At 69.0% G+C, this 25,050-nt stretch carries 25 protein-coding genes; 7 read left to right on the forward strand and 18 right to left on the reverse strand.

Annotation, left to right across the window (positions count from 1 at the left end):
• Positions 1-160: 160 nt before the first annotated feature.
• From C0012_RS12390 to C0012_RS12400, 3 genes are all read right to left on the reverse strand, one after another.
• The gene (locus C0012_RS12390; RefSeq protein ID WP_110590498.1) at positions 161-1,393 is read right to left on the reverse strand and encodes an alpha-hydroxy acid oxidase; all 1,233 of its coding nucleotides are present in this window, start codon (positions 1,391-1,393) and stop codon (positions 161-163) included.
• A 17-nt stretch (positions 1,394-1,410) separates the two neighbouring features.
• A complete protein-coding gene (locus C0012_RS12395) occupies positions 1,411-2,106 on the reverse strand; it encodes a FadR/GntR family transcriptional regulator (protein ID WP_110590499.1) in 696 nt (231 codons plus the stop codon).
• 143 nt (positions 2,107-2,249) lie between these two features.
• Positions 2,250-2,777: an SRPBCC family protein gene (locus tag C0012_RS12400; protein WP_198411143.1), complete on the reverse strand. Its 528-nt coding sequence runs from the start codon at positions 2,775-2,777 to the stop codon at positions 2,250-2,252.
• Positions 2,778-2,875: 98 nt separating this feature from the next.
• Here C0012_RS12400 and C0012_RS12405 point away from each other — a divergent pair, with 98 nt between their 5' ends.
• Positions 2,876-3,349 (forward strand): winged helix-turn-helix transcriptional regulator, encoded by a 474-nt coding sequence (locus C0012_RS12405; RefSeq protein WP_110590500.1) that lies wholly within the window; start codon positions 2,876-2,878, stop codon positions 3,347-3,349.
• A complete protein-coding gene (locus C0012_RS15485; protein WP_162622940.1) occupies positions 3,346-3,510 on the forward strand; it encodes a VOC family protein in 165 nt (54 codons plus the stop codon). The genes C0012_RS12405 and C0012_RS15485 overlap by 4 nt, the downstream gene beginning before the upstream one ends.
• A gap of 241 nt (positions 3,511-3,751) precedes the next feature.
• On the opposite strand, the gene C0012_RS12410 is transcribed toward C0012_RS15485, so the two are convergent.
• Both C0012_RS12410 and C0012_RS12415 read right to left on the reverse strand, forming a co-directional pair.
• The gene (locus tag C0012_RS12410; RefSeq protein ID WP_110590501.1) at positions 3,752-4,441 is read right to left on the reverse strand and encodes a VOC family protein; all 690 of its coding nucleotides are present in this window, start codon (positions 4,439-4,441) and stop codon (positions 3,752-3,754) included.
• Positions 4,438-4,587 carry a ribbon-helix-helix domain-containing protein gene (locus tag C0012_RS12415; protein ID WP_110590502.1) on the reverse strand — a complete coding sequence of 50 codons (150 nt, stop codon included), beginning with the start codon at positions 4,585-4,587 and terminating at the stop codon, positions 4,438-4,440. The genes C0012_RS12410 and C0012_RS12415 overlap by 4 nt, the downstream gene beginning before the upstream one ends.
• 138 nt (positions 4,588-4,725) lie before the next feature.
• On the opposite strand from C0012_RS12415, the gene C0012_RS12420 reads away from it, so the two are divergent.
• Positions 4,726-5,154: a hypothetical protein gene (locus C0012_RS12420; protein ID WP_110590503.1), complete on the forward strand. Its 429-nt coding sequence runs from the start codon at positions 4,726-4,728 to the stop codon at positions 5,152-5,154.
• A gap of 4 nt (positions 5,155-5,158) precedes the next feature.
• Here the strand turns inward: C0012_RS12420 and C0012_RS12425 are convergent, their stop codons facing one another.
• Positions 5,159-6,031: an EamA family transporter gene (locus C0012_RS12425; RefSeq protein WP_232527923.1), complete on the reverse strand. Its 873-nt coding sequence runs from the start codon at positions 6,029-6,031 to the stop codon at positions 5,159-5,161.
• Positions 6,028-6,600, reverse strand: coding sequence for a helix-turn-helix domain-containing protein (locus C0012_RS12430; RefSeq protein ID WP_110590504.1), 573 nt, complete (start codon positions 6,598-6,600; stop codon positions 6,028-6,030). The genes C0012_RS12425 and C0012_RS12430 overlap by 4 nt, the downstream gene beginning before the upstream one ends.
• A gap of 127 nt (positions 6,601-6,727) precedes the next feature.
• Here C0012_RS12430 and C0012_RS12435 point away from each other — a divergent pair, with 127 nt between their 5' ends.
• From C0012_RS12435 to C0012_RS12445, 3 genes are read left to right on the forward strand one after another with little or no spacing between them, the layout of a single operon-like run.
• Positions 6,728-7,312 carry a winged helix-turn-helix transcriptional regulator gene (locus tag C0012_RS12435; protein ID WP_110590505.1) on the forward strand — a complete coding sequence of 195 codons (585 nt, stop codon included), beginning with the start codon at positions 6,728-6,730 and terminating at the stop codon, positions 7,310-7,312.
• Positions 7,313-7,366: 54 nt separating this feature from the next.
• Entirely contained in the window at positions 7,367-7,948 is a 582-nt protein-coding gene (locus C0012_RS12440; RefSeq protein ID WP_110590506.1) for a hypothetical protein, read from the forward strand.
• Positions 7,949-7,964: 16 nt separating this feature from the next.
• Positions 7,965-8,879, forward strand: a complete 915-nt coding sequence (locus C0012_RS12445; RefSeq protein WP_110590507.1) for a dihydrodipicolinate synthase family protein — start codon at positions 7,965-7,967, stop codon at positions 8,877-8,879.
• Between the two features lie 134 nt (positions 8,880-9,013).
• Here C0012_RS12445 and galE read toward each other — a convergent pair whose 3' ends face one another.
• The 9 genes from galE to C0012_RS12490 all read right to left on the reverse strand — a co-directional run bounded on the left by galE (position 9,014) and on the right by C0012_RS12490 (position 19,964).
• Entirely contained in the window at positions 9,014-10,033 is a 1,020-nt protein-coding gene (gene galE / locus C0012_RS12450) for a UDP-glucose 4-epimerase GalE (RefSeq protein WP_110590508.1), read from the reverse strand.
• 9 nt (positions 10,034-10,042) lie between these two features.
• A complete protein-coding gene (locus tag C0012_RS12455) occupies positions 10,043-10,705 on the reverse strand; it encodes a thymidine kinase (protein ID WP_110590509.1) in 663 nt (220 codons plus the stop codon).
• 152 nt (positions 10,706-10,857) lie between these two features.
• Positions 10,858-12,309: a malate dehydrogenase (quinone) gene (gene mqo / locus C0012_RS12460; protein WP_110590510.1), complete on the reverse strand. Its 1,452-nt coding sequence runs from the start codon at positions 12,307-12,309 to the stop codon at positions 10,858-10,860.
• A 95-nt stretch (positions 12,310-12,404) separates the two neighbouring features.
• Positions 12,405-13,475: an aspartate-semialdehyde dehydrogenase gene (locus C0012_RS12465; RefSeq protein ID WP_110590511.1), complete on the reverse strand. Its 1,071-nt coding sequence runs from the start codon at positions 13,473-13,475 to the stop codon at positions 12,405-12,407.
• A gap of 124 nt (positions 13,476-13,599) precedes the next feature.
• Positions 13,600-14,076: a GNAT family N-acetyltransferase gene (locus tag C0012_RS12470; protein ID WP_110590512.1), complete on the reverse strand. Its 477-nt coding sequence runs from the start codon at positions 14,074-14,076 to the stop codon at positions 13,600-13,602.
• 247 nt (positions 14,077-14,323) lie between these two features.
• On the reverse strand, positions 14,324-14,830 hold the full coding sequence (locus C0012_RS12475) for a GNAT family N-acetyltransferase (RefSeq protein ID WP_110590513.1): 507 nt from the start codon (positions 14,828-14,830) through the stop codon (positions 14,324-14,326).
• 2 nt (positions 14,831-14,832) lie between these two features.
• Positions 14,833-16,137: an aspartate kinase gene (locus tag C0012_RS12480; RefSeq protein ID WP_110590514.1), complete on the reverse strand. Its 1,305-nt coding sequence runs from the start codon at positions 16,135-16,137 to the stop codon at positions 14,833-14,835.
• Positions 16,138-16,223: 86 nt separating this feature from the next.
• Complete coding sequence (gene recR, locus C0012_RS12485) at positions 16,224-16,817, reverse strand: recombination mediator RecR (protein ID WP_110590515.1); 594 nt, start codon at positions 16,815-16,817, stop codon at positions 16,224-16,226.
• Between the two features lie 24 nt (positions 16,818-16,841).
• The gene (locus tag C0012_RS12490) at positions 16,842-19,964 is read right to left on the reverse strand and encodes a DNA polymerase III subunit gamma and tau (RefSeq protein ID WP_110590516.1); all 3,123 of its coding nucleotides are present in this window, start codon (positions 19,962-19,964) and stop codon (positions 16,842-16,844) included.
• A 132-nt stretch (positions 19,965-20,096) separates the two neighbouring features.
• On the opposite strand from C0012_RS12490, the gene C0012_RS12495 reads away from it, so the two are divergent.
• Positions 20,097-21,752, forward strand: a complete 1,656-nt coding sequence (locus C0012_RS12495) for an HNH endonuclease signature motif containing protein (RefSeq protein WP_162621963.1) — start codon at positions 20,097-20,099, stop codon at positions 21,750-21,752.
• A 30-nt stretch (positions 21,753-21,782) separates the two neighbouring features.
• Here the strand turns inward: C0012_RS12495 and C0012_RS12500 are convergent, their stop codons facing one another.
• The gene (locus tag C0012_RS12500; RefSeq protein ID WP_110590518.1) at positions 21,783-24,302 is read right to left on the reverse strand and encodes a glycoside hydrolase family 65 protein; all 2,520 of its coding nucleotides are present in this window, start codon (positions 24,300-24,302) and stop codon (positions 21,783-21,785) included.
• Complete coding sequence (locus tag C0012_RS12505; RefSeq protein WP_110590519.1) at positions 24,299-25,048, reverse strand: HAD family hydrolase; 750 nt, start codon at positions 25,046-25,048, stop codon at positions 24,299-24,301. The genes C0012_RS12500 and C0012_RS12505 overlap by 4 nt, the downstream gene beginning before the upstream one ends.
• Positions 25,049-25,050 lie beyond the last annotated feature (2 nt).

Genomic DNA, 25,050 nt, shown 5'->3' on the forward strand with positions numbered 1-25,050 from the left:
AAGTCTATCCGATCCGAGAACCCCCGTCGAACCGAGGCCGCCCCGCGCGCGTCGCACAGGGCGACCTCAACCCGGATCCACAAGTCTTCACCGAGTCCGTCGCGAATTGCAGCGGAATCGGCGAAGACTTGTGGACCTGCTGGAGAAATGAGGAGTCGCCTCACTCCCCGACCGGGACCAGGCGGGTGAGCTGCGTGACGTGGCGGGGCTCGAGTTCCTCGATCGACGAGACGCCGAGCAGCGCCATCGTGCGGCGGATTTCGCTCGAGAGGATCTGGATCATCCGGTCGACGCCCTCGCGTCCGCCCGCCATGAGCCCGTACAGGTACGCGCGACCGACGAGCGTGAACTTCGCACCGAGCGCCATCGACGCCACGATGTCCTGACCGTTCATGATGCCCGTGTCGACCATGACAGTCGCATCCTGCCCGACCTCCTTGACGACCTGAGGAAGCAGCCGGAACGGGATCGGCGCGCGGTCGAGCTGGCGGCCGCCGTGGTTCGACAGGATGATGCCGTCGACGCCCAGGTCGATGAGCTTCGCCGCGTCGGGAACATTCTGCACGCCCTTGACGACGATCTTGCCGGGCCACAGATCGCGGATCGTCGCGAGATCGTCGTAGCTGATCGTCGGATCCATCGCCGAGTTCAGCAGGTCACCGACCGTGCCACCCGTCGACGACAGCGAGGCGAACTCGAGCTTTGGCGTCGTGAGGAAGTCGATCCACCACCACGGGCGCGGGATCGCGTTCGCGATCGTGCCGAGAGACAGCTGCGGCGGGATCGAGAACCCGTTGCGGGCATCGCGCATGCGGTTGCCGGCGATCGGGGTGTCGACCGTGAACTGCAGCGTGTCGAATCCCGCCTTCGCGGCGCGCTCAACGAGGCCGTACGAGATCTCGCGGTCGCGCATGACGTACAGCTGGAACCAGTTGCGCCCGTCGGGGTTCGCCTTCTTGACGTCCTCGATCGACGTGGTCCCGAGAGTCGAGAGCGTGAAGGGGATCCCCGCGGCGCCGGCGGCGCCCGCGCCCGCCGTCTCGCCCTCCGTCTGCATGAGGCGCGTGAATCCGGTCGGCGCGATGCCGAAGGGCAGCGCGGAGGATCCGCCGAGGATCTCGGTCGTCGTGTCGACGTTCTCGGCCGGGGTGAGGACGTCGGGGTGGAACTCGATATCCTCGAACGCCTGCCGCGCCCTCTGGATCGACAGCTCGTAGTCCGCTGCCCCGTCGGTGTAGTCGAACGCCGCGGCGGGCGTGCGGCGCTTCGCGATGCGGCGCAGGTCGTACACCGTGAGCGCCTTCTTCAGGCGGGCGTCCTTGCCGAACTCAGGCATCTTGATCTTGAGGAACTCCAGCACGTCGGCCGGGTTCGGGATCTGTCGCTGAACCATGCTGTTCTCCTTCTGCGTCACGCGGTCGAACGCGTCGCGTCGTAGTACTCGCTGATGTGGTCGTGGATCCGGGCGCGCGCCGCCGTCGCATCGCCCGCGGCGATCGCGGCGAGCACCGCGCGGTGCTCGGCCTGCAGCTTCTCGCGCATGGCGCCCCAGTCATCGATCGCGTGCGCCCCGTGCTGCACGTACGCCTCGATCGCCGCACGCAGACCCGTCATGATCGTGCCGAAGACGGCGTTGCCGGTCGCCTCGGCGAGCAGGCCGTGGAACCGCGCATCGAGCGCGAGGAAGTCGTCGCGCATGAGATCCGGATCGTCCATGGCGTCGAGGAGCTCGGATCCGCTCTCGATGTCCGCGCGGGATGCGGCGAGCGAGGTCGCCACGGCGCTCTCGATCACGAGGCGCGTCTCGACGATGTCTTCGAAGGCGAACGCCTGCGCCGCGGCCTGCAGACCCAGAACCTGGGCGACGCCCGATCCCGCGGCGGTCGTGATGACGGCGCCCGCGCGGGGCCCGGATCCGGTCGCCGTGTGAAGGACGCCCATGACCTCAAGGACACGCAGCGCCTCGCGCACGCTCGAGCGCCCGACACCGAGCTGGGTGGCGAGGTCGCGCTCGCCGGGCAGGCGATCTCCGGGCCCGAGGGATCCGTCGCGCAGGCGGCGCTCGACGTGCTCGAGCACGACGCGCCAGGCCTTCGTCTCGGCCATCCCGCCCCCTTACGCATGTGGTCTGACCACAGTAGCGCGGGCGGGGCCCGAACAACAACCGCGTGGTGCTCGATTGACGAACCGTCGGTGGCCGCATCACGGCTACCCACATCCTCGGACACACCACGCCGAGACCTTCCGCGTCAGTCCGCACTCCGCGCGGCCGCAGCACCCTCCTGGGAGTGACGATGCAGCGCCTCGTGCTCGTCCGTCGTGAGCGCTTCCGAACCGTCGAAGGTGAACGGGGCGCCGCGCCCCGTGTCGAGGAGGGACTTGAGGCTCCCGTTGATAAACATCGCCCAGCCGTTGGCGCACGTGTCGTAGCACTCGTCGGCCTCCGTCAGCCCGTCGTGCGTGAACCGGATTGACGCCCCTCCAGCAGCGACCTCGTCGATCTCGAAGCGCACGGTACTTCCATTCCACTCCTGGTGATCCTCGACGAAGTCGAGATAGCTGCCCGTGACGAGCCACTCCACACGGCGCCCCGGCTCGAGGGCGGCGACGCGGAATCCGCTGTAGTGCAGCCCCGGGACGACGTAGACGAACTCGTCGCCGACCGCGGCGGTCGTTCCCGTGATCCGCCCCCACCAGGCGGAGACGTCGTTGATCGCGGCGAATGACTCCTGCGCCGTCGCCGTCGTCATGATCGTCGTGGCGAAGTTCTCGGACATGACCCTCTCCTCTTCTTGCCCCGCCCCTGCGGGGGCTTTCGTGACGCAAGCAACAGTACTCACGGGTAGTTGCATCACACAAGTGATAGATTTCGATCATGCTCGGAAGGACGTACGACACCCAGGTCTGCTCGATCGCACGCTCGCTCGAACTCGTCGGCGAACGATGGAGCCTGCTCATCCTGCGCGACGCGGTCTTTGCGGGCGTGGCGAGGTTCGGCAACTTCCAGCACAACCTCGGCATCGCGACAAACGTTCTCGCATCACGACTGGAGTCGTTCGTAACCAGCGGGATCATGGAGCGCCAGGACGGATCCGAGTACGCACTCACGCCGAAAGGCCGTTCGCTCGCTGTGGCGCTCATCGCACTGACGGAATGGGGCGATGAGTGGGCGTCCCCCGTTCCGCCGCCGATCCTCTATCGCCATTCCGCGTGCGACAGCCCCGTCCATGCGAAGGCGCACTGCGACAGCTGCGGCGTCGTACCCGCCGGCGAGGTCGCGGTCCGCATCGGCCCCGGCATGCCCCCCGAGTACCTTGCCGCGCGCCGCGGCGGATCCCGAGCGAGGTGACGACGATGCCGGGCTTCCATCACGTCGAGCTGTGGGTCGACGACATCTCCGCCGCGCGGGATTCCTGGGGCTGGCTGCTCGAACGATTTGGGTTCGCCTTCGAGCAGGCATGGCTCGAGAATGCCGCGGGCTTCAAAGTCGAGATCGTCGCCGAGGCGTAGCCGCCCGATCCGACGGAGATTCGCCGATTCGACGGATCAGACTGGTCGCTTCGCTCCGTCGAATGGGTCATTCTCCGGCGATCGGGCCGCAGCGCCAGGCGCACGGAGGATCCTCCCCCGCCGACTCAGCGCGCCACCTCGGGATACACAACGACGCCAATTCTGCGCGGCGCCGGGCAGGATCCGCGGAATCCCGCGGGTGCCCCAAGCAGCCACCTCAGAATTGGCGTCGCCCGGCAGTTCACCCCTCGCGGCGGTAGCCGTACAGGTCGTCCTGGGTGCCGTTGATCCACACCTCGTCACCGCCGTCGGGGTTCGGGAACCGCACCGAGCGGCCGAAGGCCTCGCCGACGACCGCCGCGTCATACCCCGCGGCGCGAAGCCGCTCAGCGAGGCCCTCGACGTCCGCCCAGAGGAACGACAGGCCGACGCGTGGCTCGTCGCCGCGATGCAGCCCGACGAGGCCACCGCCGTCTGCCTCGAGCTCGATCCAGCCGCCCCGGTCCGATGCGATCGTCGGACGCAGCCCGAGGGCCTCGAGGATCCGGCGCGGCGTCTCTATCTCGGGCGTGAACCAGATCGGCTGTACCGCGAGCGCGCCGTCGCGGTTCGCCGCGGACCCGATGCTCACCGTGATCTCGACTCCATGCGAGACCGTGAGCATCTCGCCGACACCCGCCATCGTCGTCCGCTCGACGCCGAACGACGCAAGCGCCCGCTCCGCCTCGTCGAGGTCGTCGACGAGCAGATGCAGGTCGACGGATCCGGCGGGATGCCCCGGCGTCTCGGGATGGATCGCGAGCGATCCGCGCCCGTGGAACTCGCCCCACTCGGGCGCCGGTGGATGCGGCGCCTCGAGCCCCAGCGCACCCGCGGCGGCGTGCCACGCGGAGGCGTCGCGGGCGTAGAGGATCTGCTGGATCGAGGTCATTCGGCACCCCCTTCGATCTCGGCGCGCAGCACGCGCTCGACGAGGGCCGACAGGCTCGAACCCTCGTCGATCGCCCGATGCTTGACCTCGCGCACGAGGTCGCGCGGGAGGTACACATTGAACTGCACCTTGTCGCTTCCTGTCATGCTAGCAATCTAGACCCGCATCGCGATCGCCGTCAACCGGCACTCTCGCACGCAGGGTCCGGAAGGAGATCGATGCCCGGGATCCGATCACCCGAGACATCGCCTCGCGCGGCGAGACGACGTGCCAGAATCGCGATCATGTCGAATCGCCTCCTGCAAGCGCGCCGCGCCGCGCCCATGGTCGCCGCCTGCGCCCTGCTCGCGCTGACAGCCTGCTCCGGGCAGCCGGATCCCGCGGGATCGACAGAACCGGGCCTGCCCGCGGGATACACGCCGGCCGACGACGTGACCGACCCCACGCTCGTGGCACTCGACGCCGGTGACGGCGACCTGCGCATCGTCACGTGGGGCAGCTCTTCGTGCGTTCCCACCTTCACGGAGCCGACCGTCATCGACGAGGTCCCGACGCTGACGCTCGTCGCGCCCGACGCCGATGCGTGCACCGCCGACATCGCCCCGACGACGCACACGATCGAGGGCATGCTGGCGGGTATCGACCCCGAGAATGTGGACATCATCGAGGAGTCGAGCGGAGGGATCACCACCGTCCTGCTCGCGACCTACTGAGCGCTCAGCCCGCCCGCGCGGCCGCGCCCTCGGGTTCGGCGTCGAGGTTCTCGCGTCCGCCGTCGCGCTGAGCCATCGCCCCGGCGACGATCACGAGGGCGATGCCGAAGACCTGCAGGGCGTTCGGCACCTGGTGCAGCACGGCGAAGCCGAGCAGGAGCCCGAACGCGGGCTCAATCGACATGAGGGTGCCGAAGGCTGTCGCGTTCATGCGCCGCAGCGCGAGCATCTCGAACGCCCACGGGATCACCGGAAGCAGCACGGCGAGACCGGCCGCGACGAGCAGATGGATCGGCTCGAGGGATCCGATCGCCTGCGGCACGCCGACGACGGCGACGAGGATCGCGGCGATCGGCACGGTGAGCGACAGTGCACCGACCCCCGCGAACCGATCACCGACCTTCTGCATGAGCACGACGTAAGCACCCCACCCAGCCGCCGCGACGAACGCGAGCCCGACGCCGACGAGGTCGACGGATCCGCCCCACGGTTCATTCATGACGACGACCCCGACGAGCGCGACGGCGGGCCACACGGCCTTCCGCAGGCTTCGGCTCGCGAGTGCGGCCACCGTGAGCGGGCCGAGGAACTCGATCGCGACCGCCGTGCCGAGCGGGATCCGCTCGATCGCGGCGAGGAATGTCACGGTCTGCAGGCCCTGCGTGAAGCCGAGGCCGACGATGATCGGCACGTCGCGCCGGCGCACCTTCCGCAGCGGCGGGCGGGCGATGAGGAGAAAGATGACGGCTCCGAACGCCAGCCGCAGCCACGCGGTACCGCCGGGGCCGATCGCGGCGATGAGGCCGATCGACAGCGATGCCCCGAGCTGCACCGAGAGCATCGCGCCGACGGCGAGCGACCAGGCGGGCAGCCTCATTCACCGACCCCCGGCTCGAACACCGTGAGGATGAAGCGGGCGCCCGCGTCGCTGACGTAGGCGTGCGGAGCGTCGCCGTCGAAGGCGAGCGCATCGCCCGCGGCGAGCGCGTACCCCTCCCCCGCAACGTCGACGCGCATCGAGCCCGACTGCACCTGCAGCAGCTCCTTGGTGCCGGCGGCGTGCGGCTCACTGTCGTGGCGCTCGCCGGGCGCGAGGGTCCAGTCCCAGAGCTCGACGACGTCGGGCGGCTGTGTGCCGGCGACGAGGATCCCCTCTCCGCCGCGGTCGCCGCGCCAGAGAACGGCACCGTCGCCCGAGCGGGTGACCTTCGCCCGCGCGGCCTGCGGCGGCTCGACGAGGGCGGGGAGCCCGAGTCCGAGGGCGTCGCTGAGGCTCAGCAGGATCGCGATCCCTGGGCTCGCCTCGCCCTTCTCGACGTTCACGATCATGCGCCTGCTCACCCCGGAGGCCTCGGCGAACTGGTCGAGGGTCCAGCCGCGCGATCGGCGGGCGGCGCGGATGCGGAATCCGATCGCCTGGGCGAGCTGGTGGGAGGCATCATCCATACAGTGCAGGATAGTGCACTATCTATGCACAGTCGATTCGGCCATGACACCCGAGGTGCACACTGGCAAGAATTGATGATGCAGATTAAACTCATCCTTGCTTGCACTCTCAAACGCAAGGAGAGCGATGTTCATCGTGACAGCAGACCAGCGCGACAGCCAGACCGGCGCCGACCTCGTCCCCGCAGGCATCGCCACCGTGGAGCGGGCGGCCGCAGACGGGCTCGCGCTTCCCCCTGAGCGCACGGCTGGCGACGAGATCCAGGCGGCGATCACGTCGGCAGCGTCGGCCCTCGCAGTCATCCTCGCCCTGACACGTGCCGAGACCTGGAGCGTCGGGCTGGGCGTGGGAGATGTGGAGGCCCCGCTGCCGAGAGAGGTGCGCGCGGCGCGCGGAGCGGCGTTCGTGCGCGCACGCGACGCTGTCGATCGCGCGAAGAAGGCACCCTCCCGCATCGCGATCTCCGGTGAGGGCGCCGGCGACGCCGAGGCCCTCGTTCGTCTGCTCGTCGAGCTGCGCGACAGACGCACCGACGAGGGCTGGGAAGTGCACGATCTGCTCGTGGGCGGCATCACCCAGCGCGAGGCCGCCGAGCGCATCGGCATCAGCGAGGGGGCCGTCAGCCGCCGCGTGAGCACGGCTGCGCTCCGCACCGAGGAGGCGGCGGTTCCCGCCCTGACACGGATCCTCGAAGCTCTGGATCCCGACTGATGCTGTCACGCACACCCCGATGGGGATGTCGGAGGTGCGTGACAGACTGACGACATGTTCGCCCCCGAGCTGGTCGCCCGCACGGTGTACGGTGCCGTGCTGCTCGCGGCCTTCGTCGCGGCGCTCGTCCTGGTGCTGCTCCGGCATCGTCGCCCGGCATCGGGCCCGCTGCTCGCGGCGGCGATCTTCCTCACCCTGTGCCTCCTGGCTGCGGCGATCTCCCCCGTCTCTGCGCCCCTGCCCTTCGCGGCAGCACTCGCCGTCGTCGGCACGACCGTCGCCGTGCTCGGCGGGGACCCTGCCGCCCGGCGCGTGCTCGACCTCGCTTCCGACGACCGAGTCCGCGAGGGCGAGCACGGCGGGATCCTGCTGCGCGCGACGCCTCCCGAACCCCAGATGCTGCCCGAGGTCATGCGCGGCGGCGTGACGATCGGATACCTCGAGCGAGCGGCCGCGGCTCTCGCCATCCTCGTCGGATATCCCGAAGCGATCGCTGTCGTCGTCGCGATCAAGGGGATCGCCCGCTTCACCGAGCTCGGCACCCCCGAAGCGCGAGAGAGATTCATCATCGGCACCCTCGCAAGCCTCGGCTGGGCGTGCATCGCGGCGGCCGCCGTGCATCTCGCCATCTGGTGACGCGTACTCTGAGCTCATGCCGCTCACGGGCCTCAGCGCGTTTCCCCTCACTCCGCTTGTCGACGACGAGATCGACGAGCACGCATTCGCGGCGCAGATCGGCCGCCTCTCGAGCAGCGGCGTCGATTCGATCACCGCTCTCGGCTCCACCGGCTCGTATGTCTACCTGTCACGTGCCGAGCGTGCACGGGTGCTCCGCATCGCCGTCGACGAGGCAGGCACCGTCCCCGTACTCGCAGGCGTCGGCTCACTGCGCACGTCAGATGTCCTCGCACACGCCGACGACGCGGAGCGCGCCGGGGTCGCAGGCCTCCTCGTCGCACCTGTCTCGTATCAGCCGCTGACCGACGACGAGGTCTTCGGGCTGTATCAGGACGTCGCCCGGGCGACCGAGCTGCCGATCGTCGTCTACGACAACCCGCGCACGACAGGATTCGCCTTCTCTCTCGAGATGTACGAACGCGTCGCCGAGCTGCCCGGCATCGCGTCGATCAAGATCCCCGGGAGCACGACGGATCCGCAGGAGGCACGCGCGCGGATCGCGGCGATCCGCTCCCGGATCCCCGCGCGCGTGACGATCGGCATCTCCGGCGACGCGTTCGCGGCCGCCGGCCTCGAGGCCGGCTGCGACGCGTGGTTCTCCGTGCTCGCCGGAACCCTTCCGGATCCCGCTCTGCGCCTCGTGCGGGCGGCACAGGCAGGCGACCACGCGGCTGCGCGCGCCGAGTCTGAGCGCCTGCGCCCGCTCTGGGATCTGTTCGCCGAGGCAGGTGGCGGGCTGCGCGTCATGGCGGCCATCGCCGAGCACCTGCGCTGGGCGACGCGCTCGTGCCTCCCCCGCCCGCTCCGCGGCCTCGATGACGAACAGCGCGGCCGCCTCGCGCGAATTCTCGACGAACTCGAGCTGCGCCCGCCGCGGGATCAGACCTGACGCGGGCGCACCGTCTCGCCCTCCGCCCCGCGCATCACAACGCAGTCAATCCGGGCTCTGGCTTCGCCGATCAGCCCACCAGGACACGCAAGCCGACGAATCGACTGCGTTGTGTGGGAGGACGAGCGCCGGAGTCAGCCCTCGTAGCCGCCGGGGTTCTTCTGCTGCCAGTTCCAGACGTCGCGCGTCATGTCGTCGATCGTGCGCGTCGCCTTCCACCCGAGCTCGCGCTCGGCCTTCGCGGGCGTGCAGTACGTCGCAGCGAGGTCGCCCGCACGACGGGGCTTCACCGACTTCGGCAGCTCAGTGCCCGCTGCCTTCTCGAACGACGCGATCAGCTCGCGCACGCTCACGGGGTTGCCCGTGCCGAGGTTGTAGGACGCGAGACCCGGCGCTGCGTTCTCGAGAGCCTTGACGTGCCCCTCGGCGAGGTCGACGACGTGGATGTAGTCGCGCTGCCCCGTTCCGTCCGGGGTGTCATAGTCGTCACCGAAGATGCCGATCTCGGGCAGAGAACCGACCGCGACGCGCGCGACGAACGGCATGAGGTTGTTCGGGATCCCCTTCGGGTCTTCCCCGACGAGGCCCGACGCGTGCGCGCCGACCGGGTTGAAGTAACGCAGCAGGGTGACGTTGACCTCGGGATTCGCCTTCTGCACGTCGGCGAGGACCGTCTCGTTCATGAGCTTCGACTTCGAGTACGGGTTCGAGAGTTCGACAAGATTGCGCGTCGCTTCCTCCGTGAACGGCAGATCGGCGGGATCCGAGTACACCGTGCCGGTCGACGAGAACACGAAGGAGCGGATCCCCTTCGCGAGACCGACGCGCAGGAGCGCATAGGTCGTGTCGAGATTGTTCGCGTAGTAAGCGAGCGGCTTCTCGACCGACTCGCCGACGGCCTTGAGCGCGGCGAAATGAATGATCGCTTCGAAAGGACCGTGCTCGTCGAAGACTCCCTCGACGACCTCGTCGTCTGCGGCGTCACCGACGACGAGCGGAACCGTCGACCCGGTGATCTCGGCGACGCGGTCGGTCACCACGCGACTCGTGTTCGAGAGATCGTCGAGCATGACGGGCTCGTGACCAGCCTCGAGGAGAGCAATGGCCGTGTGGGTTCCGACATATCCGGCTCCGCCGGCGAGAAGAACGCGCATGGCTCCAGCCTAGCGGGGCCCCAGCACGCCTCCCGATTCCTCGAGATAGCACGTGCCGCAGAGGGACTCGTACGTCACGAAGTGCTCGTCGCGCACGCTGGCCGTCGCCGCGTCGATCGCCACCTGGTCGCCATCGAACACGAACTCGCCACCGACCTTCCGGCCGTTGAACATCGCCTTGCGCCCGCAGCGGCAGATGGTCTTGAGCTCCTCGAGCGAGTGCGCGACCTCGAGCAGTCTGCGGGATCCAGGAAACGCCTCGGTCTGGAAATCGGTGCGGATCCCATAGGCCATGACAGGGATCCCGTCCTCGACCGCGATGCGGAACAGGTCGTCGACCTGCCCTCGCGAGAGGAACTGGGCCTCGTCGATGAGGAGGCAGGCGACATCCGTCGGCCGGTCTCGGTCGAACAGAGCATCCTCGGCCGCACGCCGCACTCGCAGTCGCTCGCGTGCGAACAGCTCCCGCGCATCGCCGTCGGGTGCGATGAGGAAGTCGACCGGGCGAGTCACGCCGAGGCGGGATTCGATCTCGCCCGCGCCCTTCGTATCGATGGCGGGCTTGGCGAGGAGCACGGCCTGACCGCGCTCTTCGTAGTTGAAGGCGGCCTGCAACAGCGCGGTCGACTTGCCGGAGTTCATCGCCCCGTATCGGAAGTACAGTTTGGCCACCGAAACAGCGTAGTCGGACCCGGGCGAGACGCCGCGCGCCCCGGCCGAAGAGGATCGAGGCGGGGCGCGCAGAGGAAGCGAGGGATGAAGCCGACGGCGAAGACGGATCCGCCGACGACCGACGGACTCGCATCATCCGCCGGCGGCGAGATTCAGGCGCGGATGCCCAGCTTCTCGGCGGACGTTCCCGTGATCTCGGCGGCGCGGGCAGGGTCATCGTTGAGCGAGCTCCCGTGGGAGGGGATCAACTCACGCAACGTGGACTCCCAATCGCCGATGTGCTCGGGGAAGCACTTCGCGAGCAGGTCGGTCATGATCGACACCGTGGTGGATGCCCCTGGCGACGCCCCGAGCAGCCCGGCGATCGAGCCATCTGCCGAGGCAACGACCTCGGTGCCGAACTGCAGCTTTCCGCCCTTCATGACCTGGGCACGCTGCCCGGCCTGAATGAGTTCCCAGTCGGCCCCGTCTGCCGTCGGCATGAATTCGCGGAGACTGTCGACCTTCTTGGCGCGGCCCTTCATGAGCTCGCTGACGAGATAGCGCACGAGCGAGAGGTTGGTCGCGCCGACCTTCAGCATCGAGAGGATGTTGGAGAACCGCACCTGCTGCACGATGTCGATCCAGCGTCCGGTCTTCAGGAACTTCGGGCTGAACGTCGCGAACGGCCCGAACATGAGGGACGCCTCGCCGTCGACCATGCGCGTGTCGAGGTGAGGGACCGACATGGGCGGAGCGCCGACCGCGGCCTGCGAGTACACCTTCGCCTGGTGCTTCTTGACGATGTCGGGGTTCGAGGTCTTCAGGAACTGGCCGCCGATCGGGAAGACTCCGTAGCCCTTGATCTCGGGAATCTTTGCGCTCTGCAACAGCTTGATCGCCCAGCCGCCCGCGCCGACGAAAACGAACCGTGCGTTCACGGTGCCCGGCGCACCGCCGACGCGGTGACGGTACCGGACATCCCAGGTGCCGTCCTTCTTCTTCGAGAGCTTCTTGACCTCATGATTGAGGCGCAACTCGGCACCGTTCGCCTTCAGGTGGTCGAACAGCTGACGCGTGATGGCCCCGAAATCGACGTCGGTTCCCGCCGGTACCCGCGTCGCGGCGAAGGGCTCACCCTTGCGACGCTTCTGCATGAGAAGGGGCGCCCACTGATTGATGACCCGCGAGTCCTCGCTGTACTCGATACCAGCGAACAGGGGCTGTTCACGGAGCGTCTCATACCGCTTGCGGAGGTACTCGACGTCCTTCTCACCCTGGACGAACGTCATGTGCGGGGTGGAGTTGATGAAGGTGTCCGCCGAGTCGAGGATCCCCCGGTCGATGAACGACGACCAGAGCTGACGACTCACCTGGAACCGCTCGTTGATACCGACCGCCTTCGAGGGGTCGTCAGGGTTCGGCATGTAGTTGAGTTCGCACAGCGCGGCATGCCCCGTGCCGGCGTTGTTCCACGCGTTCGAGCTCTCCTGAGCGACGTCGCCGAGGCGTTCGAAGACGACGATCTTCCAGTCGGGCTGAAGTTCTTTGAGGAGTGCGCCCAGCGTGGCGGACATCACTCCGCCGCCGATGAGCGCGACATCTACGGATTCGCTCACGATCATCCACCCTACTCTCGGCGCCTGGGCGTCTTTCACCACGGGCGCACCGCAAGAATCGCCGTTCTTACGTCGGCGTTACGCGATCCTCGGCGCGTCGGTCAGGCAGGCTGGACGAGCTTCGCCGCGACGAGCTCAGCGATCTGCACCGTGTTGAGAGCGGCGCCCTTGCGCAGGTTGTCATTCGAGATGAAGAGCGCAAGGCCCTTGCCCTCGGGCGCGGCCTGGTCAGCGCGGATACGTCCGACGAAGCTCGGATCCTTGCCCGCGGCCTCGAGCGGAGTGGGGACGTCCGCGAGCGCGACGCCGGGGGCGTCGGCGAGGATCTCGCGGGCGCGATCGGGCGTGATGTCCTCGCGGAACTCGGCGTTGATCGTGAGCGAGTGGCCTGTGAAGACCGGGACGCGCACGCACGTGCCCGAGACGCGCAGGCCAGGCAGTTCGAGGATCTTGCGACTCTCGTTGCGGAGCTTCTTCTCCTCGTCGGTCTCGCCGAGGCCGTCCTCAACGATGCTGCCCGCGAGAGCAAGCACGTCGAAGGCGATCGGCGCGACGTACTTCTCCGGCGCCGGGAAGTCCACCGCGGATCCGTCGTGGACGAGCGCTTCCAGATCGCCCTGCGCAACCGCCTGCTCGACCTGACCACGGAGCTCCTCGACGCCGCCGAGGCCCGAACCGGATACGGCCTGGTAGGTCGACACGACGAGTCGCTCGAGACCTGCCTCGTTGTCGAGCACCTTCAGGACGGGCATGGCGGCCATCGTCGTGCAGTTGGGGTTCGCGATGATCCCCTTCTTCGCCTCGTCGATCGCGTGCGGGTTGACCTCGCTGACGACGAGCGGAACCTCAGGATCCATGCGCCACGCGCTCGAGTTGTCGACCACCGTCGCGCCGGCCTCGGCGAAGCGCGGCGCGTGCTCCTTCGAGGCGGATCCGCCTGCGGAGAACAGCGCCACGTCGATGCCGGACAGCTCGTTCGTGTTGATGTCCTCGACCACGACGTCGGTCCCGCGGTACGACAGCGTCTTCCCCGCCGAGCGGGGCGACGCGAACAGACGCAGCTCGCGAATCGGGAAGTCGCGCTCCGTGAGGATGTCGATCATCTTGCCGCCGACCTGGCCGGTGGCGCCGACGACGGCGAGCGAGACTCCGGATTCTGCGATACGAGCCATGAGGGTTCCTCGGGGTGTGTCGGGGTCGCACGGATCACCGTGCGCAGGATTCCGAGAAGTCTACCGGGGCTCGAAAGTGCGCGCTCCGACTCCGCAATGGCGCGAAACGTGCATGCCACGGCCCCTACGGCGTCACCTCCGGCTTTGTCGCCGCAGGCGGTGCGCTGTACGTCAGGAACGGCACGCGCCCGGCAACGCGGTCGTACAAGCGCTGCGCGTCGAGGTTCGTCTCCGATGTGATCCAGCGCACCTCCATCAGTCCCTCATCGGCGGCGATCCTCTGGAGCTCGGCGATCAGCGCGGATCCGGTGCCCGCGCCGCGCGCGCCGGGGACGGTGAACAGGTCGTCGAGGAAGATCGCGGTGCCGCCGCGGGATGGGCGGGCGAAGCGCCGCCAGTGCGCGAGAGCGATCGGGCGGCCCTTCCGCACGGCGAGGTGCCCCCGCAGCTCATGGGCTGGGTCCGTCAACCACGACCAGACCGTCGCGATCACGCTCTCATCGTGCTCGAGTCGATAGAAGTCGCGATATCCGCGGAACAGCGCGCCCCACGCGTCGCGGTCGGCGGGCTCCACGGGACGGATGACGAGATCGGCGGTCATCCCGCGAGCCTATTCGCCCCTTCTCCGCGCACCTCGATGCACAACGACGCCAATTCTGCGTTCAGGAGCCCCGAACACGCTGACGCGGACTGTTCCGCACAGATTTGGCGTCGTTGTGTACGCCCGACGCGCCTGTCGGTCGGCCGGCACATCACAACGCAGTCAAACCGCACGAGAAACCCGCGGATCCGGCCCGAACCGGGGCAGGGACGACCGGATTAACTGCGTTGTGTTGGGGGCCCCGAGGTCAGACGGAGAGCTTGAAGCCGATGTGGGAGGGGGCGTAGCCGAGCCGCACGTAGAAGCGGTGCGCGTCGGAGCGCGCGGCGTCCGAGGTCAGCTGGATGAGGTTCGCGCCGAGAGTGGGGGCTGCCTCGTCCGAGACCCACCGCATGAGCGCCGCACCGATGCCCGCCGAGCGGAGGTCGTGCCGCACGCGCACCGTCTCGACTTGGAGCCTCGTCGCTCCCCGCCGGGCGAGGCCCGGGATCACGGTGAGCTGCAGCGTTGCGACCAGCTCACCATCGCGCTCGGCGACAAGCTGCGCGTTGCGCGGATCCGCCGCGATCTCCGCGAGCCCGCGCGCGTATGCGTCGCGGTCGTCCGCGGAGGCGACATCGCCGCGCGCGGCGCTCACAGGGTCGTTCGCGATCAGGCCGATGAGCGCGTCGAGGTCGTCGCCGCGAGCCTCCCTCAGTGTGAACGCGCTCGCGCTCCCCGATAACTCGACGGGGAGCGCGAGCCCGGCGAGCATCGTCAGCGGCCGGTGCCGGCGTAGACCGTCGCCTCAACGTCACCGTCGAGGCCATAGGCCGTGTGGACCGCGCGCGCGGCCTTGTCGAGGTCGGTGTCGCCCAGGACGACCGAGATGCGGATCTCACTGGTGGAGATCATCTCGATGTTGATGCCGTTGCTGCTGAGAGCGTCGAACAGGGTGAGCGAGACACCCGAGTGAGAGCGCATACCGGCTCCGACGACCGAGAGCTTGCCGATCTGGTCGTCGTGGACGAGGCTCTGGAACCCGAGCTCGGTGTGCTCGGCCTGCAGCAGCTTGGCAACTTCGGGAGCCTGCTCCTTGGGGAGCGTGAACGAGATGTCGGTGTGTCCGGGGCTCGCCGACTGCACGTTCTGCACGATCATGTCGATGTTCGCGCCGCTCTTGGAGACGCGCGTGAAGATGGCGGCGGCGGACCCGGGGACGTCGGGAACACCGACGACCGTGATCTTCGCCTGACTGCGGTCGATGGCCACGCCGGCGACGACGGGCTCCTCCTTGCCGATGACGTCGGACATGTCTTCTCCCTTGGCCAGGCGAGGGTCTGCCATGCCCTCGCCGAGAACATATGTGCCCTCGTTCGACGTGAACGTGGAGCGTGCGTGAATGAGAACCTTGTGGCGGCGGGCGTACTCCACCGCGCGAATGTAGAGGACCTTGGCCCCGTTCGCGGCGAGCTCCAGCATCTCCTCGGCGGAGATGACCTCGAGCTTCCTCGACAGCGGCACGACCCGCGGATCGCACGTGAAGATGCCGTCGACGTCGCTGTAGATCTCGCAGACGTCTGCGTCGAGGGCTGCGGCGAGAGCGACAGCGGTTGTGTCGGATCCGCCGCGGCCGAGCGTCGTGATGTCGCGGGTGTCGCGGTTGAAGCCCTGGAATCCGGCGACGATGACGATCGCGCCGTCGTCGAGCGCCTCGCGGAGGCGAACGGGTGTGACGTCGACGATGCGCGCGGATCCGTGGTCTGCCGTCGTGATCATGCCAGCCTGGCTGCCGGTGAACGATCGCGCCTCGTAGCCGAGCGAGTGAATCGTCATGGCGAGGAGCGCCATCGAGATGCGCTCGCCGCTCGAGAGGAGCATGTCGAGCTCGCGCGGGGCCGGGCTGGGAGCGACGGCACGCGAGAGGTCGAGGAGCTCGTCTGTCGTGTCGCCCATGGCGCTGACGGCGACGACGACGTCATTGCCCGCGCGGCGAGTGTCGACGATCCGTTTCGCGACGCGCTTGATGCTCTCGGCATCCGCGACGCTCGAACCGCCGAACTTCTGCACGATCAATGCCACTGTGATGCTCCCGGGTGATGCTGCGTCGGGCGAGGTCCGCCCACTGCCCCAGCTTAGATCGAGCAGAGGGCATCGTCAGAATCGGGCTACGCCGAGCGACGGCCCTCGAACGCACGGCCGAGGGTGATCTCGTCGGCGTACTCGAGGTCGCCACCGACGGGCAGGCCGGATGCGAGACGCGTAACGGTGATGTCCATGTCGTTCAACAGACGATTGAGGTAGGCGGAGGTCGCCTCTCCTTCGAGGTTCGGGTTGGTGGCAAGGATGATCTCCTGCACCGTGCCGTCGGCGAGACGCGTCATCAGCTGACGGATCCGCAGATCGTCGGGGCCGATGCCCGCGATCGGGCTGATCGCCCCGCCGAGCACGTGATAGAGGCCCCGGAATTCGCGCGTGCGCTCGATCGCGGCGACGTCCTTCGCATCCTCAACGACGCAGATGAGGGTCTGGTCCCGCCTCGTGTCTCGGCAGATCGCGCAGAGCTCACTCTCGGACACGTTTCCGCAGCGCTCGCAGAACTTCACGCGCTCGCGCACGTCTCGCAGCAGATCGGACAGCCGCGAGACGTCGAACGCGGGCGTCTGCAGAATATGAAACGCGATGCGCTGCGCCGACTTCGGGCCGACGCCGGGCAGGCGCCCGAGCTCATCGATCAGCTCCTGGACGATTCCGTCGTACATCAGTGTTCTTTCTCGAGGGATCCGCTACTGGAATCGTGTGGGAGGGGTGAACTCCTCCTCGCGGAGGAATCTTGCGCCGAGCTTCTGACGTACAACGGCTTCCCCGTAGCGCTGCACACCATCGTCGAGCTGCACCTGACGCGCCTGGACCGTCGGGGTCGAGGGAACCGGAGCCTCCTCCGGCGGGTACGCGTCGTCGTCGGGCTCGGGCGGCACATCGTCGATCACGTCGCCGTCGCGGCGCGGTGCGGGAGCGCTCGGGACCGTCGCCTCGCCCGGATCAGCGTCGACCGCGAGGGCGGTCGGACCGGCGAAAGGTGGCGGAGCCGCGGCGGCGGGAGGCACGGCATCGGCATTCGGGATCGGTGCCACCGCCCATCCCGACGCGGGCGCCGCCGCGTAGGCGCTCGTCTCAGGGCCGGAACGACCCGACGGCGCGGGGGCTGCTGCCGAACTCGGCGCTACAGGGGCACCGGATCCGGCGGGCGGTGCGTCGGCGCGCGGTCCGCCAGGAGCCGCGAGGACGTCGTCGGGGCTCGGCGATTCGGGCGGGGCCGCCCCCGCAGAGCGCGCGGATCCGTCCGACTGCGTCGAGGGTGTCGCCGCTCGGGCATCGGCCGGCGCCGCGATGTCGCCGCCGACCGACGCGTGCGTGCCCTCGCGACCGTCGTCGAGTCCGCCCGGGACCGCGTCGGACGCGGCTCTCCGCGCGGTCGCCTCCGGTTCACCGTCGTCTGCATCGGGCGCGGCGCCGTCGGCAGGGCGCGCGTCGCCATCGGGCACCGGCCCCGCGGACGAGGCCGGGGCGGACGCGCCTGATGGGGCTGCTCCTGCGACCGCTCCGGTGACCGGCTCCGAGGGACGCCCGGACGGGGCAGGGGCCGCCCCCTGACCGCTCGGTGCCGGCTCGGAGGGGCCGGGGCCGTGAGGCCCGGGCGAGCCTCCCCCGCCATCGGGGTCGTTCGGGATGTGCTTCGCCAAGAACTTCACTCGCTGGCCGAGGGTCTCGAGAATCGCGGTTCGCAGATCCTCGCTGACGCCGGATCCGTCGGGAGCGCGCGTCTTGAATCGACCGAGGTCGGCCTGATTCGTGAACGCGAGACCGACGACGTCGTCGGCGACATGCGCGGGTGCAGCGGACTGCAGCACGAGCCACGAGGCACGGTTCGACCCCTCGATGGCGGCGAGCACGCGCGGCCACGCCGCCCGCAGGGAATCGAGAGTGAGGCCCTCCGCTGGCTGCGGGGCGTCTTCCGTTGCGGTCCCCGGAACGCTCGTCCCGGTGTCCTCGCCCCGCATGGCCTCTTCGCGTGGCGCGGGCACGTCGTCAGCCGGGGGTTCCTCATCGGCGGGAGGCATGCCGGAGGACCCAGCCTGCCCCGGCGCGACCGCGCTCCACGCGGCGGCCGGAACCTCGTCCGACTCCGGCGGGCCGGCAGGCGCAGCAACCGGGGGGACGGTCGACTCGGCGTCGACGGACGCACGTGCGCCACCGCTCACCGCAGGCTCGCCCCCGTCAGGCTCGCTCGGCATGACCGGGCCGGCCGTCCCCTGCTCGTCGAGACGCTCATCGGACCGCGCGGAATCGCCCTCTGTCGCCGCGGGCGGCGCGGCAGACCCAGGCGTCGGACGCCTGCCCTCGGCCGAGGACGCAGACGGCGGCGCCACGGGAGCTTCGCCCGAAGGTGCCGCGGGCGGCACCGGAGGGGCCGCGGGCGACGCGGCCGGCGGGCTTCCCGGAGACGCTGCAGGCGCCGCGGGCGGCGGCGCCGGAGACGCAATCTGCCCGGCCTCCGCAGTTCCGGCGGAACCCGACGCCGCAGGCGCGACCGGGGACACCACAGCCGACTCGACCGATGGGCTTCCCGGAGACGCTGGCGGGGCCGCCGGAGACGCGGTCTGCGGCGCAGACGCGCCCGTGGCCGGGGCGGGAGCACCATGCGCGCTGGGCGACGGTGCGGGCTCCACCGAACCGCGTACCGCCGCTCCGGGCGACGACGCGCTCGGAGCGGCACCGGAGGACGCCTCCGGGGCGTGGGCTCCGGCACCGTCTTCTGTGAGGACGCGGGCGATCATGAGCTCGAGCTGCAGTCGCGGCGACGTCGCACCCGTCATCTGGTCGAGTGCGGCACTCACGACATCGGCCGTTCGGGAGAGCCGCGCGGCGCCGTATTCGCGCGCCTGCCCCTGCATCCGCTCGAGCTCGTCGGCGGGCAGACCGCGGAGCACCGCGGCGGCCTGGTCGCCCGTTGCGGCGATGACGATGAGGTCGCGCAGCCGCTCGAGAAGATCGTCGACGAAACGACGCGGATCCTGGCCGGTCTGCACGACGCGATCTACAGCGGCAAACGCCGATGCGGCGTCACTCGCCGCGAAGGCACCGACGACCTCGTCGAGGAGCGCTCCGTGCGTGTATCCGAGCAGCGCCACGGCGCGCTCGTATCCGACGGTGTCGCCCTCGGATCCGGCGATGAGCTGATCGAGGATCGACAGCGTGTCGCGAGGCGAGCCGGCCCCGGCGCGCACAACGAGCGGAAGCACTCCGGGGTCGGGCTGGACGCCTTCCTGCTCGCACAGCTGCTCGACGTACTCGAGCATGGCCGCGGGAGGAACGAGGCGGAACGGATAGTGGTGCGTGCGCGATCGGATCGTGCCGATGACCTTGTCGGGCTCCGTCGTGGCGAAGATGAACTTCACGTGCTCAGGCGGCTCTTCGACGAGCTTGAGCAGAGCGTTGAACCCCTGCGCCGTGACCATGTGCGCTTCATCGAGGATGAAGATCTTGAACCGGTCGCGCGCCGGGGCGAAGATCGCGCGCTCGCGCAGATCGCGCGCGTCGTCGACGCCGTTGTGGCTCGCGGCGTCGATCTCGACGACGTCGAGCGAACCGCCGCCCGCGCGAGACAGTTCGACGCAGCTCGCGCAGGATCCGCACGGGGTGTCGGTCGGCCCCTCGGCGCAGTTGAGACAGCTGGCGAGGATGCGCGCCGACGTCGTCTTCCCGCAGCCGCGGGGGCCCGAGAACAGGTAGGCGTGTCCGATACGATCCGAGCGCAGCGCCGTCATGAGCGGTTCGGTCACCTGCGCCTGACCGATCATGCCGGCGAAGGTCTCAGGCCGATAGCGGCGATACAGGGCTTTGCTCACCTCACCAGCCTACGGCGGAGCACTGACAAACGAAGCCGACGGCGACGGATCCACATCGAGACCGCGGTCTCGCTCACCACTCAGGCCGCAGACCCATTGATATTCGAAGATATGTTCGATAAACTTGTGGCCATGACGCACCGCAGCCCCCACACCGACGCCGGCGATGTCGCCGCACCCTGGGAGCTGACGACGGGCGAGGCCAGCGCCGTATCCGAGCTGCTCGATGCGCTGCAGACCGCCCTGAAGATGCGGGCCGCGACCGACGCGTTCATCGCGTACGCGCATGCCGAGCTGCAGAACATCGCGGCAGCCCAGGCTGCGCGGGGGCGGGTGTCGACCGAGGACGAGGACTTCGCCTATCGCTCAATGGCCGCCGAGGTCGCGACGGCGACGAACGTGTCGCAGAACGCGGCGAAGAAGTCGCTCGCTTCGGCATGGGACCTCATCGACCGCTACCCGCGTACGCGCGAGTCGCTACGAGACGGGCTCATCTCCGAGGCGCATGCGCGCGCGATCGCCGATGTGGGCCGACGCCTGTCGACGCAGGAGGCACGGAGCGAGTACGAGTCGCGAGTGCTGGCGCACGCGACGACCGAGACGGTCTTCCACACGCGACGAATCGCGAAGCTGATCTCCGATCGCATCGAACCTGCCACCCTCGACGAGCGCTGCGATCGGGCGGTCGCTCGCCGGACGGTGTGGGGGACCGATCTCGACGACGGCATCAGCGAGCTCGGTGCGATCCTCCCGAGCGAGGTCGCGCACGGCATCCACGATCGCCTCACTGCGATGGGGCGCGCCGTCAAGCGCGCGACGGCGGCGGCCGAGCGCAAGGGTGAGGGTCTGCCCTCCTCCGCTGAGAGCCGGACCGCCTCCGGCGACGCACCTCACGACCGTCGTTCTCACGTCGACACCGAGCCCGGCGCCGTAGGCGATGACCGCGATGCCGCCACCACCGCCACCGCTGCCGCTGCTTCCACTTCCGCCGCCACTGCCACCACCACCACCACTGCCGCTGCCACCACCACTGCCACCACCACCGCTACCGCTGCTTCCGCTTCCGCGTCCGATTCCGCTTCCGCCTCCGTCTCCGTCTCCGCTTCCGACGACGACGATCACGACGATCACGACGACCGCACGCTGCGCCAACTGTCGGCCGATCTGCTCGCCGACATAATGCTCACGGGCACCCCTACGGCGCACCAGCTGCACACGCCCGGTTCCGAGGCTCTCGGTGCGATCCGCGCGACGGTCCAGATCACGATCTCCGCCGAGACGCTCATCGGATCCGCCGACTCGGACGCCGCGCCGCCCCTGCTCGACGGCGACGCGACCGTGCACCCGGATCGCGCTCGGCGGCTCGCGCGAGATGCTCCTGCGTGGGCACGCCTCTTCGTCCGCCCCGAGTCCGGCGACGTCATCGCCACCGACACTTACCGCCCAACGGCCGCGCAGCGCCGGCTCGTCGTCTCCCGCGACGGCTCTTGCCGATTCCCGGGGTGCGCCGTCCCGGCACGCTCATGCGACATCGATCACGTGATCGATCATGCGCGCGGCGGGCCGACATCCACGGACAATCTCGGCTGCCTCTGCCGTGCACACCACACCCTGGAACATCAGACGCCCTGGAAGGTCACGCGGACATCCGCCGGGGCGTACGAGTGGACGAGCCCCGCCGGCAGACCAGCGCGCACCGAGCCGAGAAGCCGCGTGAGATTCCAGCACCTCACCCCCGACGAACTCTTCGCGCAGACACCCACCGCGGCCGATCAGACGGGCTTCTGACCGTCTCCGCAGACGCCGAGCCGGCCGCGCCTATTCGTCGATGTCCCGGCGGACAGGCGCCGCGCTGGGATCGATCTCGCTCGCGATCACCGACAGCACATCGGTCGACGGCGGCACGGTCGCGTTCGGCTGCGAGCCGTCGTCCCGTTGACGCCGCCGCAGCACCGGGCGCCCGGCCCGGACCGGACCCTGATCGGCCAGCGGCACAACGGTCGCCTCCCCCGCACGCGCCGTGAACGACGTGCCGCGCACGCGGAACGGCACCTCGTCGACCTCGCCGCCGGCTCGCGCCTCCACGATGATCTCGTCGCGGTGCACCGTCACATCAAGGCGCGTGCCGTGCCACGTGAGCGGGAAGGCGAGCTCCGGCCACTCCACAGGCAGCCTCGGATCGAAACTCAGCACGCCGCCGAAGTCGCGCATCCCTGCGAAGCCGCTCACGAGCGCCGTCCACGCCCCGCCGGCCGCCGCGATGTGCACGCCGTCCGACGCGTTCCCGTGCAGATCCGCGAGATCGACGAACAGCGAGTGCTCGAAGTATTCGAGGGCGAGGTCCTGATACCCGACCTCGGCCGCCATGACCGCCTGAGCGACCGCCGACAGAGTCGAATCTCCCGTCGTCAGCGGGTCGTAGTACTCGAAGTCGGCGAGCTTCTCCTCGTCGGTGAAGTAATTGCCCTGGAGGAACTCGGCGAGCACGACATCGGCCTGCTTCAGCACCTGGAATCGGTAGATCACAAGCGGATGGAAGTGCAGAAGCAGAGGGCGATGCTCCTCGGGGGTGTGCTCGAGATCCCACAGTTCGCGCTCCAGGAACTGCGCATCCTGGGGGTGGATCCGCGCCTCTTCGCTGTAGGGGATGTGCATCGCGTGCCCCTGCCGCTCCCAGCGCTCGGGCTCGTCGGGCAGAACCTTCAGTCGGTCCACCATCGCGCGATACTCCGCAGGGGCCCGCTCGGCCAACTCGCGCACGACGCTCGCGGCTGCACGCAGATTGAACCGCGCCATGACGTTCGTGAAGAGGTTGTCGTTGACGACCGTCGTGTATTCGTCGGGCCCCGTCACGCCGTGGATGTGGAACGACGAGTCACGCCAGAATCCGAGGGTGCTCCAGAGGCGCGCCGTCTCGACGAGCAGATCGACCCCCTCGTTCGCCATGAAATGCACGTCGTTCGTCGCGCGCACGTACTTCACGAGCGCGTAGGCGACGTCGGCGTTGATGTGGTACTGCGCGGTACCCGCCGCGTAGTAGGCCGACGCCTCCTCGCCGTTGATCGTGCGCCAGGGGATGAGCGCGCCTCCCTCGCTCATCTCGGCCGCCCGCCGACGCGCCGCCGGCAGCATGCCCGCTCGCATCCGCAGCGCATTGCGCGCCCAGAGCGGCGAGGTGTAGTCGAGGAACGGCAGCACATACACGTCCGTGTCCCAGAAATAGTGGCCGCTGTAGCCGGATCCGGTCATGCCCTTCGCCGGAACACCCCAGCCGTCGGCACGCGCCGACGCCATCGCCGCCTGCAGGAGCCCCCACCGCGTCGCCTGCTGCAGGCTGTCCTGCCCCGCGATCCGGACGTCCGAACGGTCCCAGAAATCGTCGAGCCATTCACGTTGACGCGCGCGATGCTCCTCCGCGCTCGCCGACGTCGAGCGATCGAGCGTGCGGCGCCCACGGTCGATGAGCTCGGCAGCAGGCACGCCGCGCGAGGTGTGATAGCTCACATACTTCGTCACCGTGACCGGAACGCCAGCCTTCGCCTCGACACGGAAGACGTTCTTCGCGATATCGGGTTCGATGAGCCCTCGCGACTCGTACTCGTTCTCGGTCTCGATCGTGTGGTCGGCGACGACCGCGAGCGTCATGCCGCTCGAGCTCGTGCGGTACGACAGGGTCGAACGCGCACCGACCTGCCAGTACTCCTGGGGCACGAGCACCCGCTCCGATATCCGCTCGGCCTTGCGCGGGTCGGTCTTCTCGCCGGTGTTGCGCGCCGCCGCGGGACGTCCGCCGTAAACATCTTCGCCGTCTTGCCGGTTGATGATCTGGCAGTTGATCACAACGGGTGCGTCCGCATTGAGGACCGTGACCTTCATCTGCAGCACCGCGAGGTGGCGATCAAGGAAGGAGACGAGGCGGCTGGATTCGAGCAGCACCTCCTTGCCCGAGGGCGTGACCCATCGGATCCGACGGTTCTGCGACGCGTCGCGGAAGTCGAGGCTGCGCTCGTACTCGCTGATCTCAGCGATATCGATCGACATCGGCTCGTCGTCGACGTAGACGCGCATGATCTTCGCGTCCGGCACATTCACGATCGTCTGTCCGACTTCCGCGAAGCCGTAGGCGCTCTCGGCGTGCTGAATCGGCCACGTCTCGTGGAACCCGTTGATGAAGGTGCCGTGTTCGTGCGCATGACGGCCTTCCGGATGGTCGGCTCGCATGCCGAGGAAGCCGTTGCCGGTCGCGAAGATGGTCTCCGTCACCCCCAGGTCGTCCTCGTCGAATCGCGTTTCGACGAGACGCCACGGGTCGATGGGGAAGCGCTCGCGGTCGATCATGCAGAAACCTCCAGAAGGTCGGCGAGGTCGGTCACGATGAGGTGGGCACCGACGTCGGCCAGGGCGTCGGCGCCCACGCCGCGATCCACGCCGATCACGAGGCCGAAGCCGCCCGCGGCGCCGGATGCGACGCCGGCGAGGGCATCTTCGATGACGGCGGCGCGGGCAGGATCCACGCCGAGCGCGCGGGCACCTTCGAGAAAGACATCCGGGGCAGGCTTCGAGGGCAGGTTCCTCTGCTCGGCGACGAGGCCGTCGATGATCACCGAGAAGCGATCGCGGAGGCCCGCGGCATCCAGCACGGGGCCGGCATTCTTCGAGCTCGAGACGACGGCGACGGGCGTTCCCGCCCGCTCGAGCGCCTCGAGGACGGCCAGGGAACCCGGGTAGGGCGCAATGCCATCGCGTTCGAGCACGCGGAGGAACGCAGCGTTCTTGCGATTCCCGACACCGCATACCGTCTGTGCTGACGGATCGTCCGACGGATCACCCCACGCGGCCTCGACGTCTCGGCTGCGCAGCACACCGGCGACGCCGTCGTATCGCCTCTTGCCGTCGACGTGCTCGTAGTAGTCACGTTCGGTGTACGCCGGGTGGATCCCCCACTCGTCGAACAGCTCGTCGAATACCGTCTGCCACGCGTGCATGTGCACCTCGGCGGTCGGCGTCAGCACCCCGTCGAGATCGAATAGGACGGCGTCGACGTCCGCGAGGCGCGGCACGGTGGGATCGGTGCTGTCGGTCACGA

The sequence above is a fragment of the Microbacterium suaedae genome, from assembly GCF_003254645.1.
Classification (GTDB): Bacteria; Actinomycetota; Actinomycetes; order Actinomycetales; family Microbacteriaceae; genus Microbacterium; species Microbacterium suaedae.

Coding starts and splice junctions, on each gene's coding strand:
- galE (WP_110590508.1), bottom strand. CDS start 10,033: ATGCGCGTTCTTCTCGCCGGCGGAGCCGGATATGTCGGAACCCACACG.
- mqo (WP_110590510.1), bottom strand. CDS start 12,309: ATGATCGTGAGCGAATCCGTAGATGTCGCGCTCATCGGCGGCGGAGTG.
- C0012_RS12495 (WP_162621963.1), top strand. CDS start 20,097: ATGACGCACCGCAGCCCCCACACCGACGCCGGCGATGTCGCCGCACCC.
- C0012_RS12440 (WP_110590506.1), top strand. CDS start 7,367: ATGTTCGCCCCCGAGCTGGTCGCCCGCACGGTGTACGGTGCCGTGCTG.
- C0012_RS12420 (WP_110590503.1), top strand. CDS start 4,726: ATGTCGAATCGCCTCCTGCAAGCGCGCCGCGCCGCGCCCATGGTCGCC.
- C0012_RS12425 (WP_232527923.1), bottom strand. CDS start 6,031: ATGAGGCTGCCCGCCTGGTCGCTCGCCGTCGGCGCGATGCTCTCGGTG.
- C0012_RS12475 (WP_110590513.1), bottom strand. CDS start 14,830: ATGCTCGCCGGGCTCGCGCTCCCCGTCGAGTTATCGGGGAGCGCGAGC.
- recR (WP_110590515.1), bottom strand. CDS start 16,817: ATGTACGACGGAATCGTCCAGGAGCTGATCGATGAGCTCGGGCGCCTG.
- C0012_RS12395 (WP_110590499.1), bottom strand. CDS start 2,106: ATGGCCGAGACGAAGGCCTGGCGCGTCGTGCTCGAGCACGTCGAGCGC.
- C0012_RS12415 (WP_110590502.1), bottom strand. CDS start 4,587: ATGACAGGAAGCGACAAGGTGCAGTTCAATGTGTACCTCCCGCGCGAC.
- C0012_RS12445 (WP_110590507.1), top strand. CDS start 7,965: ATGCCGCTCACGGGCCTCAGCGCGTTTCCCCTCACTCCGCTTGTCGAC.
- C0012_RS12430 (WP_110590504.1), bottom strand. CDS start 6,600: ATGGATGATGCCTCCCACCAGCTCGCCCAGGCGATCGGATTCCGCATC.
- C0012_RS12500 (WP_110590518.1), bottom strand. CDS start 24,302: ATGATCGACCGCGAGCGCTTCCCCATCGACCCGTGGCGTCTCGTCGAA.
- C0012_RS12410 (WP_110590501.1), bottom strand. CDS start 4,441: ATGACCTCGATCCAGCAGATCCTCTACGCCCGCGACGCCTCCGCGTGG.
- C0012_RS12465 (WP_110590511.1), bottom strand. CDS start 13,475: ATGGCTCGTATCGCAGAATCCGGAGTCTCGCTCGCCGTCGTCGGCGCC.
- C0012_RS12405 (WP_110590500.1), top strand. CDS start 2,876: ATGCTCGGAAGGACGTACGACACCCAGGTCTGCTCGATCGCACGCTCG.
- C0012_RS12390 (WP_110590498.1), bottom strand. CDS start 1,393: ATGGTTCAGCGACAGATCCCGAACCCGGCCGACGTGCTGGAGTTCCTC.
- C0012_RS12435 (WP_110590505.1), top strand. CDS start 6,728: ATGTTCATCGTGACAGCAGACCAGCGCGACAGCCAGACCGGCGCCGAC.
- C0012_RS12400 (WP_198411143.1), bottom strand. CDS start 2,777: ATGTCCGAGAACTTCGCCACGACGATCATGACGACGGCGACGGCGCAG.
- C0012_RS12470 (WP_110590512.1), bottom strand. CDS start 14,076: ATGACCGCCGATCTCGTCATCCGTCCCGTGGAGCCCGCCGACCGCGAC.